Source organism: Streptomyces sp. NPDC102467 (assembly GCF_044765445.1).
Taxonomy (GTDB): domain Bacteria; phylum Actinomycetota; class Actinomycetes; order Streptomycetales; family Streptomycetaceae; genus Streptomyces.
Genome location: NZ_JBIWKA010000001.1, coordinates 625,942 through 639,193, shown reverse-complemented (window position 1 = coordinate 639,193; position 13,252 = coordinate 625,942). Strand labels below are relative to the sequence as shown.

General features: G+C 71.3%; 10 protein-coding genes and 1 pseudogene. 9 read left to right on the top strand and 2 right to left on the bottom strand.

Features of this window, described 5'->3' with window-relative positions; all coding sequences use genetic code 11:
• Window positions 1-234 precede the first annotated feature (234 nt).
• The 7 genes and pseudogenes from scy to ACIREE_RS02835 all read left to right on the top strand — a co-directional run bounded on the left by scy (window position 235) and on the right by ACIREE_RS02835 (window position 10,138).
• Complete coding sequence (gene scy, locus ACIREE_RS02865; protein ID WP_404145186.1) at window positions 235-4,221, top strand: polarized growth protein Scy; 3,987 nt, start codon at window positions 235-237, stop codon at window positions 4,219-4,221.
• A gap of 183 nt (window positions 4,222-4,404) precedes the next feature.
• Window positions 4,405-5,340: a cellulose-binding protein gene (locus tag ACIREE_RS02860; RefSeq protein WP_404145184.1), complete on the top strand. Its 936-nt coding sequence runs from the start codon at window positions 4,405-4,407 to the stop codon at window positions 5,338-5,340.
• A gap of 81 nt (window positions 5,341-5,421) precedes the next feature.
• Window positions 5,422-6,423, top strand: a complete 1,002-nt coding sequence (locus tag ACIREE_RS02855; protein WP_404145182.1) for an ABC transporter ATP-binding protein — start codon at window positions 5,422-5,424, stop codon at window positions 6,421-6,423.
• A gap of 1 nt (window position 6,424) precedes the next feature.
• On the top strand, window positions 6,425-7,195 hold the full coding sequence (locus ACIREE_RS02850) for an ABC transporter permease subunit (protein WP_404145180.1): 771 nt from the start codon (window positions 6,425-6,427) through the stop codon (window positions 7,193-7,195).
• A gap of 39 nt (window positions 7,196-7,234) precedes the next feature.
• A complete protein-coding gene (locus tag ACIREE_RS02845) occupies window positions 7,235-7,993 on the top strand; it encodes a hypothetical protein (protein WP_404145178.1) in 759 nt (252 codons plus the stop codon).
• A 133-nt stretch (window positions 7,994-8,126) separates the two neighbouring features.
• Window positions 8,127-9,358, top strand: a pseudogene (locus ACIREE_RS02840) (ABC transporter ATP-binding protein); the annotation flags it as partial.
• Window positions 9,359-10,138, top strand: coding sequence for an ABC transporter permease (locus ACIREE_RS02835; RefSeq protein WP_404145348.1), 780 nt, complete (start codon window positions 9,359-9,361; stop codon window positions 10,136-10,138).
• Window positions 10,139-10,197: 59 nt separating this feature from the next.
• Here the strand turns inward: ACIREE_RS02835 and ACIREE_RS02830 are convergent, their stop codons facing one another.
• Window positions 10,198-10,527, bottom strand: coding sequence for an ATP/GTP-binding protein (locus tag ACIREE_RS02830; protein ID WP_404145176.1), 330 nt, complete (start codon window positions 10,525-10,527; stop codon window positions 10,198-10,200).
• Between the two features lie 214 nt (window positions 10,528-10,741).
• Between ACIREE_RS02830 and ACIREE_RS02825 the strand changes: the two genes are divergently transcribed.
• Window positions 10,742-11,782, top strand: a complete 1,041-nt coding sequence (locus ACIREE_RS02825) for an LLM class flavin-dependent oxidoreductase (protein ID WP_404145174.1) — start codon at window positions 10,742-10,744, stop codon at window positions 11,780-11,782.
• 113 nt (window positions 11,783-11,895) lie between these two features.
• On the opposite strand, the gene ACIREE_RS02820 is transcribed toward ACIREE_RS02825, so the two are convergent.
• Window positions 11,896-12,288, bottom strand: a complete 393-nt coding sequence (locus tag ACIREE_RS02820) for an SCO5389 family protein (RefSeq protein WP_404145172.1) — start codon at window positions 12,286-12,288, stop codon at window positions 11,896-11,898.
• A gap of 290 nt (window positions 12,289-12,578) precedes the next feature.
• Between ACIREE_RS02820 and nucS the strand changes: the two genes are divergently transcribed.
• On the top strand, window positions 12,579-13,250 hold the full coding sequence (gene nucS, locus ACIREE_RS02815) for an endonuclease NucS (protein ID WP_324766336.1): 672 nt from the start codon (window positions 12,579-12,581) through the stop codon (window positions 13,248-13,250).
• Window positions 13,251-13,252: the final 2 nt, after the last annotated feature.

Below are 13,252 nucleotides of genomic sequence, written 5' to 3'. Positions count from 1 at the left end.
TACTTGGGCCGGTAGGGTTAAGGGGTGGCTGTCGCGTGCAAGCGGGACGACGGGACAGCCGTGGGCCGGGGTCCGGGTATCGGGGGACGAGGGTCGGGGCAGGTCGGGCTGCGCACGAGCAAGCCCGGGGCGCCGGCGTTTTTGATCTGACACCATTCCCCGGGAGCCCCGTTCGGCGGACGGACGAGGCTCGTAAGGAAGAACTTGCGACCAGGGGACGGATGGGACCGCGCAGTGCGGGGCTACGAGAGCCAGGACGGCCACAAGCCGGCTGAGACCGACCATCTCTCGCGGTTCGAAGCCGAGATGGACCGGCTGAAGACCGAGCGGGAGAAGGCCGTCCAGCACGCCGAGGACCTGGGCTACCAGGTGGAGGTGCTGCGCGCCAAGCTGCACGAGGCGCGGCGCAGCCTCGCGACCCGGCCTGCCTACGACGGGGCGGACATCGGCTACCAGGCCGAGCAGCTCCTTCGTAATGCCCAGACGCAGGCCGAGCAGTTGCGTGCCGACGCCGAACGCGAGCTGCGCGAGGCCCGCGCGCAGACGCAGCGCATCCTCCAGGAGCATGCCGAGCAGCAGTCCCGGCTCCAGTCGGAGCTGCACTCCGAGGCCGTCACCCGGCGCCAGCAGCTCGACCAGGAGCTGGCCGAGCGCCGCCGCACGGTCGAGACCCACGTCAACGAGAACGTGCAGTGGGCCGAGCAGCTGCGCGCCCGCACCGAACAGCAGGCCAGACGGCTGCTCGACGAGTCGCGCTCCGAGGCGGACCAGGCGCTGGCCGCCGCCCGCGCGGAGGCCGAGCGGGTCGCGGCGGAGGCCCGCCGCCGCCTGGCCGGCGAGGCGGAGAACGCGAGCGCGCAGGCGCAGGCGATCCTGGCCCGCGCCCGGCAGGACGCCGAGCGCCTGCTGAACGCGGCAGGGGCGCAGGCCCAGGAGGCCACCGACCACGCCGAGCAGCTGCGGACGTCGACGACCGCCGAGTCGGACGCCGCGCGCCGCCAGGCCACCGAGCTGAGCCGCGCCGCCGAGCAGCGCATCAGCGAGGCCGACACCGCGCTGCGGGAGGCCCGTGCCGAGGCCGAGAAGGTCCTGAGCGAGGCCAAGGACGCCGCGAGCAAGCAGCTCGCGAGCGCCGAGTCGGCCAACGAGCAGCGCACGCGTACGGCCAAGGAGCAGGTGGCCCGCCTCGTCGGGGAGGCCACCAAAGAGGCCGAGACCGCCAGGGCCGAGGCCGAGCAGCTCGTCGCCACCGCACGCGCCGACGCCGAGCAGCTGATCGCGGACGCCAAGGAGAAGGCCCGTACGGTCACGGCCGAGGAGACCGCGGGCGAGCTCGCGAAGGCCGCCCGTACCGCCGAGGACGTACTCAACAAGGCGTCCGAGGAAGCGAAGACGACGACGAAGGCCGCCACCGAGGAGGCCGAGCGGATCCGCGCGGAGGCCGAGGCCGAGGCGGACCGGCTGCGCGCCGAGGCGCACGACATCGCCGAGGAGCTCAAGGGCACCGCGAAGGACGACACCAAGGAGTACCGCGCCAAGACCGTCGAGCTCCAGGAGGAGGCCCGGCGGCTGCGCGGCGAGGCCGAGCAGTTGCGGGCCGAGGCGGTCGAGGAGGGCGAGCGGATCCGGGCGGAGGCCCGCCGCGAGGCCGTCCAGCAGATCGAGGAGGCGGCCAGGACCGCCGAGGAGCTGCTCTCCAAAGCGCGCACGGACGGGGACGAGCTGCGGGCCTCGGCGACCGCCGAGAGCGAGCGGGTGCGCACCGAGGCCATCGAGCGGGCCACGTCGCTGCGCAAGCAGGCCGAGGAGACGCTGGAGCGCACGCGCGCGGAAGCGGAGCGGTACCGCACCGAGGCCGAGGAGCAGGCGGAGGCCACCAAGTCCGAGGCGGAGCGCGCGGCGCAGGAGCTCAAGGACGAGACCGAGCGCGCCATAAGCACCCGGCAGGACGAGGCGGCCCGCGAGCTGACCCGGCTGCACACGGAGGCCGAGGAGCGCCTCACCGCGTCCGAGACGACGCTGAACGACGCGCGCGCCGAGTCCGAGCGGCTGCGCAAGGAGGCGGCCGACGAGGGCGAGCGCCTGAGGTCCGAGGCCGCCGAGCGCGTACGCACGCTGCAGGCGCAGGCCGAGACGGAGGCCGAGCGGCTGCGCACGGAGGCCGCGGCGGACGCCTCGACGGCCCGTGCCGAGGCGGAGAACATCGCGGTGCGGCTGCGCTCCGACGCCGCCACCGAGGCCGAGCGGCTCAAGACGGAGGCGCAGGAGTCCGCCGACCGGATCCGTTCCGAGGCGCAGAACGCGGCGGAGCGGATCGCCACGGAGGCGGCCGAGACGCTGGCCGCCGCACAGGAGGAGGCCGGGCGCCGGCGCCGGGAGGCCGAGGAGACGCTCGGCAGCGCGCGCCAGGAGGCCGACCAGGAGCGCGAGCGGGCTCGCGAGCAGAGCGAGGAACTGCTCGCGGTGGCGCGGGCCCGGGTCGACGAGGCGCAGGCCGAGGCCGCCCGGCTCGTCGAGGACGCGGACCGCCGGGCGACCGAGATGGTGTCGACCGCCGAGCAGACGGCGCAGCAGGTCCGCGACTCCGTGGCGGGGCTTCAGGAGCAGGCCCAGGAGGAGATCACCGGGCTGCGCAGCGCCGCCGAGCACGCGGCGGAGCGCACGAAGCAGGAGGCGCAGGACGAGGCAGACCGGGTCCGCTCCGACGCCTACGCGGAGCGCGAGCGGGCCGGCGAGGACGCGAACCGGATCCGCAGCGAGGCGAACGCCGAGTCGGAGGCGGCCAAGTCCCTTGCGGAGCGCACCGTCTCGGAGGCCATCGCCGAGTCGGAGCGGCTGCGCACAGAGGCGTCCGAGCACGCCCAGCGGGTGCGCACGGAGGTGTCGGATCTCCGTACGGGCGCCGACCAGGACGCTTCCCGTACGCGGGCGGAGGCCCGCGACGACGCGAACCGGATCCGCAACGAGGCGGCCGCCCAGGCCGACAGCCTCATCGGTGAGGCCGTCAGCGAGGCCGAGCGCCTGACGACGGAGACGAACGCGGAGGCGGAGCGGGTCCGCGCCGAGTCGACCGCGAAGGCCGAGGAGCTCGTCACCGGTGCGACCGCAGAGGCGGAGCGGCTGCGCGCCGAGTCGACGGCGGCCGCCGAGCAGTTGACGAACGAGACGCGGACCGAGGCCGAGCGGCTGCGGACCGAGTCCGTCGCCCATGCCGAGAAGCTGATCGCGGACGCGACCGGCGACGCGGAGCGGCTGCGCGCCGAGGCCGCCGAGACGGTCGGTTCCGCGCAGCAGCACGCCGAGCGGATCCGCACCGAGGCCGAGCGGGTCAAGGCGGCGGCCGCGGCGGAGGCCGAGCGGATGACGGCGGCGGCGCGGGAGGAGTCCGAGCGCACGCTCGACGAGGCCCGCAAGGACGCCAACAAGCGGCGTACGGAGGCCGCGGAGCAGGTCGACACGCTCATCACGGAGTCCACGGTGGAGGCCGACAAGCTGACGCGCGAGGCCCAGGAGGCGGCGCAGAAGACGACCGCCGACGCCGAGGCGCAGGCCGACATGATGGTCGGCGCGGCCCGCAAGGAGGCCGAGCGGCTGATCTCCGAGGGCACCAACGAGGGCAACTCGCGGGTGGAGAAGGCCCGTACGGACGCGGACGAGCTGCTCGTCGGCGCCCGCCGGGACGCGACCCAGATCAGGGAGCGCGCCGAGGAGTTGCGCGACCGCGTCACGGGCGAGATCGAGGAGCTGCACGACCGCGCCAGACGCGAGTCGTCGGAGGCGATGAAGAACGCGGGCGAGCGGTGCGACGCGCTGGTCAAGGCCGCGGAGGAGCAGCTGACCGAGGCGCAGACCAAGGCCAAGGACCTGCTCAACGACGCCAGTTCGGAGGCCGGCAAGGTCCGGATCGCCGCGGTGAAGAAGGCCGAGGGCCTGCTCAAGGAGGCCTCGCAGAAAAAGGCCGAGCTCACCCGCGAGGCGGAAAAGATCAAGGCCGATGCCGAGGCGGAGGCCACGGCCATGATCGAGAAGGGGCAGCGTGAGCTCGATGTGCTGGTCCGCCGGCGCTCGGACATCAACGCCGAGATCTCCCGTGTCCAGGACGTGCTGGAGGCGTTGGAATCCTTTGAGACGCCGTCCGGCGGCGGGGGCAAGGACGGTGGCGTCAAGGCGGGCGCCACTGCGGGGGCCACACGTTCGAGTGGCAAGGGGTCAGAGGGCTAGCCAGGAGGGCAACTGTCGTGCTTCGCAAGGACCTTCGACCCTTCGTCTGGCAAGCGCTCCGCCGCTACGCCACTCAAAAGGGGTGTCATTCTCCAGATCAAACGGGCATCTACTCGTTGACACGCCGCTTTGACCCCTAGGATTCCCTCTATCACCTCACCGGTCTCATTCGACAGGAACCCCATGAGCGACACTTCCCCCTACGGCTTCGAGCTTGTGCGGCGTGGGTACGACCGCGCTCAGGTGGACGAACGTATCTCCAAGCTCGTCTCCGACCGTGACAGCGCTCTTGCTCGAATCACTGCTCTGGAAAAGCGCATCGAGGAACTCCACCTCGAGACACAGAACGCCCAGGCCCAGGTGAACGACGCCGAGCCGTCGTACGCCGGCCTCGGCGCGCGCGTCGAGAAGATCCTCCGCCTCGCCGAGGAGGAGGCGAAGGACCTGCGCGAGGAGGCCCGCCGGGCTGCCGAGCAGCACCGCGAGCTCGCCGAGTCCGCAGCCCAGCAGGTGCGCAACGACGCGGAGTCGTTCGCCGCCGAGCGCAAGTCCAAGGCCGAGGACGAGGGCGTCCGGATCGTCGAGAAGGCCAAGAGCGACTCCTCCGCGCTGCGTTCCGAGGCACAGAAGGACGCGCAGCAGAAGCGCGAGGAGGCGGACGCCCTCTTCGAGGAGACCCGCGCCAAGGCCGCCCAGGCCGCCGCGGACTTCGAGACGAACCTGGCCAAGCGCCGCGAGCAGTCCGAGCGCGACCTGGCCTCGCGTCAGCAGAAGGCCGAGAAGCGCCTCGCGGAGATCGAGCACCGCGCGGAGCAGCTCCGCCTGGAGGCCGAGAAGCTGCGCACCGACGCCGAGCGCCGGGCCCGTCAGACGGTGGAGACGGCCCAGCGTCAGGCCGAGGACATCGTGGCGGACGCCAACGCCAAGGCGGACCGTATCCGCAGCGAATCGGAGCGCGAGCTGGCGGCGCTGACGAACCGTCGCGACTCGATCAACGCCCAGCTGACGAACGTCCGCGAGATGCTGGCGACGCTCACGGGTGCGGCTGTCGCCGCCGCCGGTGCGCCCGCCGAGGACGAGCCGATCACCCGGGGCGTTCCGGCGCAGCAGTCCCGCTGAGGTGCGCCTCATCATGACGACGGAAAAGCCCCCTGCCACGCCCGAGTGGCCGGGGGCTTTTGCCCGTTCTACGGTGACCGCATGATCGAGCTCGAGGGGCTGACCAAGCGGTATGGCGAGAAGACGGCTGTCAACAACCTGACCTTCTCCGTGCGGCCGGGCATCGTGACGGGTTTCCTGGGGCCGAACGGCGCGGGCAAGTCGACCACGATGCGGATGATGCTCGGCCTCGACAACCCGTCCGCGGGCTCGGTGCGCATCGACGGCAAGCACTACGCCCAGCTGAGGAACCCGCTCAAGTACATCGGCGCGCTCCTCGACGCGAAGGCGATGCACGGCGGTCGCAGCGCCTACAACCACCTCCTGTGTCTTGCGCAGTCCAACGGCATCCCCCGCGGCCGGGTGGACGAGGTCCTGGACACGGTCGGCCTGACAGCGGTCGCCAAGAAGAAGGCCAAGGGCTTCTCGCTCGGCATGGGCCAGCGGCTCGGCATCGCGGGCGCGCTCCTCGGCGACCCGCAGATCCTGATGTTCGACGAGCCGGTCAACGGTCTCGACCCCGAGGGCATCCACTGGATCCGGAACCTGATGAAGTCCCTGGCGACGGCAGGCCGTACGGTCTTCGTCTCCTCGCACCTCATGAGCGAGATGGCGCTCACCGCCGACCACCTGGTGGTCATCGGCCAGGGCAGGCTCCTCGCCGACACGTCCATGGCGGACTTCATCCAGGAGAACTCCCGCAGTTACGTCCGGCTGCGTTCGCCCCAGCGCGAGCGCCTCCTCGACGTGCTGCACGGGGCCGGCATCACAGTGATCGAGTCCGGCAACGGCACGCTCGAAGTGGACGGCCACTCCGCGGAGGAGCTCGGCGAGCTGGCCGGCAGCCACCAGCTCGTCCTGCACGAACTCAGCCCGCAGCAGGCCTCGCTGGAGGAGGCGTTCATGCAGCTGACGGCGGAGTCTGTGGAGTATCACGCGCACTCGGGTACCTCGGGACCGGTGCCACCCGCTCCCGCCCCGCAGGGCTGGGGCGGCAACTGGCAGCAGCGCGACGTGACGAAGAACGACGAGAGGGGGGCCTGAGATGCCCGCGGCCCAGGTCCTCCGCTCCGAGTGGACCAAGATCAAGTCCGTGAACTCGACGGCCCTCACGCTCAGCCTCGCCGTCATCGTCTCCGTCGGGCTCGGGATGCTGATCAGCGCCCTGTCGAAGAACGAGTTCAAGAACCTCTCCACCGAGGACAAGCTGACCTTCGACCCGACCTTCACCGCCTTCTCCGGCCTCACCCTCGGCCAGCTCGCCCTGGTGGTCTTCGGGGTCCTGGTGGTGGGGAGCGAGTACAGCACGGGCATGATCCGCACCTCGCTCGCCGCGGTCCCGCAGCGCGCCACGTTCCTGTTCTCCAAGGTCGCGGTCGCCGCGCTGCTCGCGCTCGTGGTCGCGCTGATCACCAGCTTCGCCGCGTTCTTCCTCGGCCAGGCCATGCTCGGCAACCACAGCACGGACCTGGGCTCGCCGAACGTGCTGCGCGCGGTCCTCGGCGCGGCCGTCTACATGACGCTGATGGCCGTCTTCGCCATGGGTGTCGCGTCGATCCTCCGCTCCCCCATGCTCTCGCTCGGCATCCTCATGCCGTTCCTCTTCCTGGTCTCCCCCATCCTCGGGAACGTCTCGGCGACGAAGAAGGTCGCCCAGTACTTCCCCGACCAGGCGGGCCTGAAGATCATGCAGGTGGTGACGCCGCCGAACGACGACGCCCCGTACGGGCCCTGGGGCGGCCTCGTGATCATGCTGGTGTGGGTGGCGGCTGCCCTGCTCATCGGGTACGCGCTGCTGAAGAAGCGGGATGCGTAAGGCCTTGCACCGGAATCCTCGGGTCTAACCTGGCGCCCTATGGCGCTCAGCGACCCCAGCCGCACCCTCATCTCCCTCGGCTACGACACCGTCCCCGCCCTCGCCCCGCTCACCTACCCGGGCCGGCCGGTCCCCGCCCCGTCCCTGCTGCTCGGCGACGAGCTGCTCGCTCTGGACGCGACGGATCCGGACCCGGCCCACTGGACCGCCCCGGCCCACGGCCGCCTCGACGACATGCTCGCCGCCGCGGGACAGGCGGGCACGGCCGACCGCACCCCCGTCCTGGCCGTCGGCTCCAACGCCTCTCCCGCGCAGGTCGCCTACAAGCTCGGCGTGCTGAACCTCCCGGTGGCCGTCCCCATGGTCCCGCTGCCGATCCGCGGCATCGGCGTCGGCTGCTCCGCGCACATCGGGCGCAACGGGTACGTGGCGGCGGCCCCCTACCTCTCCCCCGGCGCCGAGCGCACCCTGGTCGTCTCCTGGCTCGACGACGCCCAGCTGCGGGCCATCGACGCGACCGAGCTGCCCAGCTATCGCAGGACGGCCCTCGCCGACGCCCCGCTCCCCGGCATCCAGCTCTACGTCAGCGAGTACGGCGTCCTGCGCGATCCGGCCACCGGCACCCCGCGGCCCGGCGGCGGCCCCCAGGCCGAGCTGCTGACCGCCCTGATGGCCGACTCCCCCGCGCTGCGCGCGCTCCTCGGCCCGACCCCGAAGGACTGGGTGCGACAGGCGGCCGCCTCCGCCGCACTGCGGGAACAGGGCACACAGCTGCTCCGGGCCACCGGGCCCCTCTGAGAGCTCCGAACCCTTTACTCACTCTTGGCCGGAACCGTCAGCGCCCCGTTATCCTCCTAACTCTTACGGGGGTGTGTGCCCCGACGTCCTGAACCTTTCAGAACATTTCAGAAACTTCCGATGGGTGCGGAGAATGATCGAGGCAGTCGGCCTGACGAAGCGCTACGGCGCCAAGACGGCCGTGTACAACCTTTCCTTCCAGGTGCGGCCGGGGACCGTCACCGGCTTCCTCGGACCCAACGGTTCGGGCAAGTCGACGACGATGCGCATGATCCTCGGCCTCGACCGGCCGACCTCCGGCCACGTGACCATCGGCGGCCACGCGTACGCACAGCTCCCGAACGCCCCGCGCCAGGTCGGCGCCCTCCTCGACGCGAAGGCGATGCACGGCGGCCGGGCCGCCCGCAGCCACCTGCTGTGCCTGGCCCAGCTGGCCGGTATCCCGGCCCGCCGGGTCGACGAGGTGCTCGGCGTCGTGGGCCTCCAGGACGTCGCCAAGCGGCGCTCGAACGGGTTCTCGCTCGGCATGGGCCAGCGCCTCGGCATCGCGGCCGCGCTCCTCGGCGACCCGCAGGTACTGCTCTTCGACGAGCCGGTCAACGGCCTGGACCCCGAGGGCATCCTCTGGGTCAGGAACCTGATGAAGTCGCTCGCCGCCGAAGGGCGCACGGTCTTCGTCTCCTCCCACCTCATGAGTGAGATGGCGCTCACCGCCGAGCACCTGATCGTCATCGGGCGCGGGCAGCTGCTCTCCGACATGAGCGTCAAGGACTTCATCTCGCACAACTCGGCGGACTTCGCCCGGGTCCGCACCCCGGACGCCGAGCCGCAGCAGCGCGAGAAGCTGACCGCTGCCCTGACCGAGGCCGGCGGCCAGGTGCTGCCCGAGCAGGACGGCGGCCTTCGCGTCACGGGCCTGCCGCTGCCGCGCATCAGCGATCTGGCGCACGGCGCGGACGTCCGGCTGTGGGAGCTGTCGCCGCACCAGGCCTCGCTGGAGGAGGCGTACATGCGGATGACGCAGGGCGCCGTCGACTACCGCTCGACCACCGACCAGCTGGCGGGCTTCCAGCAGCCGTTGCCGCCGGGCGTGCTGCCGCCGCAGCCGATGCCGGTGGCCGGGCAGGGGCAGCCCGGCTGGTACGCCCCGCCGCCCCCGGCACAGCAGCCGCAGCCGGCCCCGGGCCAGAACCCGTACGCGGCCGCGCCGCCGCAAGCGCCGCCCGCCGCGGCCGCTGCCCCGACCATGGACAAGGACGCCCGATGAGCACGCCGCCCACGCCCTACGCCGCTCCTCAGCAGCCCCCGGCGACGCCCGACCGGCAGGCGGCCCCGGCCTCGTACGCGCCCTCGTACACCTCGCCGATCCCGATGCGCCGGGCGCACCTGGGCGACGCGATCGCCTCGGAGTGGACGAAGATCCGCTCCGTGCGCTCCACGATGTGGACGCTCGGCGTGATGATCCTGCTGATGGTCGGCATCGGCCTGGCCTCGGCGGCGATCGTCTCCTCGACCGCCACCGAGCAGCCCCACCCCGACGAGGTGATCAGCTTCGGTTTCTTCGGCGTGCTGCTCGGCACGATCTGTGTGCTCACGCTCGGCGTCCTGACCATCGCGTCGGAGTACGGCACCGGCATGATCCGTACGACGCTGACCGCCTGCTCCAGCCGCAGCCGGGTGCTCGCCGCCAAGGCCATCGTCTTCTTCGCGCTGGTCTTCGTGCTGACCACCGTGCTCGCGGCGCTCGTGGCCGCGCTGCAGGTGGGCATCGTGGGCGTCGGCTCGCCCAGCGGCGCGCTGTGGTTCAAGGCGACCGTCGGCGTCGGCCTGTTCCTCGGTCTCATCGGGCTGCTCGGGCTCGCCGTCGGCACGCTGGTGCGGCACTCGGCGGGCGCCATCACGATCATGATCGGCATCGTGCTGCTGCCGCTCGTCCTCGCGATGTTCATGTTCTCGGACTCGCTCAAGGACGTGCAGCAGTTCCTGTTCGAGTACTCGGTCCCCAGTCAGCTCGCCGTGCTCTACGACAACTCGGTGGCCGGCGGCTCGGGCCCGTCGGGCCTGGACCCGCTCTGGATCATGGGCGTGGTCACGGCGGCGGCGCTCGGCGGCGCGTTCCTCTCGCTCAACAACCGCGACGCGTAAGGCACTTGACGCGTAAGGCACTTGACGCGTAAGGCACTTCAGAAGGGCCCTAGGGGCCCTCAGTACCGCGGTGCGCTCCGGGACCGCTGCACCTTCGTGGTGCGGCGGTCCTTCGCGTTCCAGCACGCCTTGTGCCAGTGCCGCCGGTCGTCCACTCCCCCGTACTCCGGCCACGCCACGACGTGCGCGACCCCGGAAGGGATCTCCTGGTCGCAGCCCGGGCAGCGGTAGGTCTTGCCGGCCGCGCTCGCGCCCGCCACGTGACGCACGCACCACTCCTCGCCCTGCCAGTTCTCGGTGGACTGGAACCCGCCGTAGCGCCGCCCCTCGACCTCACTGCTGTCTGTGGACGGTCCGCCGATCTTCGGGCGGTTGCGACGCGGGGACACGGCTCACCTCGCGGGGTGTGTGTACGGGGTAGGGGTTCCCGTCCAGCGTACGCCGAAGGGGCCGGTGTACATGCCGGGCGCCGCCCCATGCGCCGTGTCAAGGTTTTCCGGAAAATCTGCCAATCTTCATGCCGAGCCGTGCCCTTGGCACTTGTCATCCGTTAATGCCTTCAGGGGGAATGCCCGCGTCGGCACCAAGGAAGGCAGGAGTGCGATGCGCGTAGGAACGTTTGTACTGGCCGCCCAGTTCCCGGGGCAGGGGCAGGGGGAGGCACTGCACCGCGCGGTGCGGTCGGCCGAGGTCGCCGAGGAGGCGGGCCTGGACTCGGTGTGGCTGGCCGAGCACCACTTCGTGCCGTACGGGACGTGCCCGTCGGCGGTCACGCTGGCCGCGCTGCTGCTCGGCCGCACCCGCACCCTGCGCGTCGGCACGGCGGTGAGCGTGCTGCCGACGGCGCATCCGGTGGCCCTCGGCGAGCAGGCGGCCCTGCTCCATCTGACCTCCGGCGGGCGGTTCTCGCTGGGGGTGGGACGCGGCGGGCCGTGGGTGGACCTCGAAGTCTTCGGCGCGGGCATCGAGGCGTACGAGCAGGGCTTTCCCGGCTCTCTCGACCTGCTGCTGCGCTGGCTGCGCGATGCCCGTGTGGCGGGCGAAGGGGACCGGTTCGCCTTCCGCGAGGTGCCGGTCGTGCCGCGGCCCGCGGAGGCGATCGGCGCGACGGACCCGGCAGGACCCGAGGTCGTCGTCGCCTGTACGTCGCCGAAGAGCGTGCGGCTCGCCGCGGAGCGGGGGCTGCCGATGCTCCTCGGCATGCACATCGGCGACGAGGAAAAGGCCGAGATGGTCGCCCTGTGGCGGCGTCTCGCGCGCGAAGCCGGCCGCCCGGCCGCGGAGACAGCCGCGGCGTCGCACGTCTCCGCCGGTGTCGCCCAGATCGGCGACCGCCGCGCCGAGGCCCGTGAGGCCCTCCTGAAAGCGATGCCGGGGTGGCTGAAGCAGGGCCTGGACGCCCATGTGACGGTGGACGGGCGGACGCGGTCGATGCGGGACCCTGTCGCGTACACGGAACTGCTGTGCGGGATCCACCCGGTCGGCACGCCGCGATGGTGCGCGGACCGGCTCGCCGCCACCTCCGAGCGGACCGGCATCACCCGCTTCGCGCTCCTCGTCGAGGGCTCGGGCGACCTGGCGACAACAGAAGAGAACGTGCGGCGGCTCGGCGCCGAGGTGCTGCCTCAACTCGCTTTGTCCTGAAAGGATTTGAGGAGCGCCGGCGGCCCCACCCCGGGCTGCTCGACTCACGATGCCTGTCGTCCCGTACTGATGCACCTCCCGCGTACGGGACGGCAGACATTCCGGTTCAGCCGTCAGCAGTCACGGAATTCCGGTGACTGGTTGAGCAACTGGTTGCGGACCGAGGTGAAGCGGGCCAGCGTCTCGTCCACCGACGGGTCCTGCGGGAACACAGCGACCCGGTGGCAGTTCTGGAACGCCAGCCGTACACCGAAGTGCCGCTGCAGTGCGCCACGTATCGCGTCACTCGCGAGCGCACGCAGCAGCTGCCCACGTGCCTGCTCGTCCGGCGGCGGCGTCTGGTTGTCGGCGAACTCTCCGCCGTCGACCTTCAGCTGTGCCACCAGGGAGCTGACCATCTCCCACGCATAAGGCAGGGAGGTCCGGACGCAGTCGACGAATTCCGCTTCGTCGACCTCGCCTCGCTCGGCCTGTTCCAACAGTGCCGGTGAGACGTCGAGCGACATGGGTTCTCCTCTCGCACCCCCAGGGAGCGGGGGATGACGGACAGGCCAGGAGCCCACGGACGTACGTCGAACACGCAGCGTGCACGCGCCGCGACCTCCTGCTTCTACGGTAAGCAACGCATCGGAGCGGCAACAGGGCGTGAAGCGCATGGTTCGCACACAACCGGCCATTAACGAACGGGTGAGTTACGAAACAAAAGGGGCGCCCCGAAGGGACTCGGTCCGGGCGGAGGAGGGCGACGGGTGGGCGAATCGCGTGGACCTATGAGAGTCGAGTAGCGTTGCCGACCATGCGTCTTGTCATCGCCCGCTGCTCCGTGGATTACGCGGGCAGGCTCACCGCCCATCTCCCTCTCGCCCCCCGCCTGATCCTCGTGAAGGCGGACGGCAGCGTGTCCATCCATGCGGACGACCGGGCTTACAAGCCCCTCAACTGGATGTCGCCCCCGTGCACCTTGAAGGAGGGGACCGGGGACGAGGCAGGCACCTGGACCGTCATCAACAAAGCGGGCGAGAAACTCATCATCACGATGGAGGAGATCCTGCACGACTCCTCACACGAACTGGGCGTCGACCCGGGCCTGATCAAGGACGGCGTGGAAGCGCACCTCCAAGAGCTGCTCGCCGACCGCATCGACACGCTCGGCGAGGGGTACACGCTCATCCGGCGCGAGTACATGACGGCGATCGGCCCGGTCGACATCCTCTGCCGCGACGCCGAGGGACAGACCGTCGCCGTGGAGATCAAGCGCCGCGGTGAGATCGACGGCGTCGAGCAACTCACGCGCTACCTGGAACTGTTGAACCGCGACCCGCACCTCGCGCCGGTCCGCGGAGTCTTCGCCGCCCAGGAGATCAAGCCGCAGGCGCGAGTACTGGCGACGGACCGCGGCATCGGCTGCACGGTCCTCGACTACAACGCCATGCGCGGCATCGAGGACGACAAGCTCCGCTTGTTCTGATC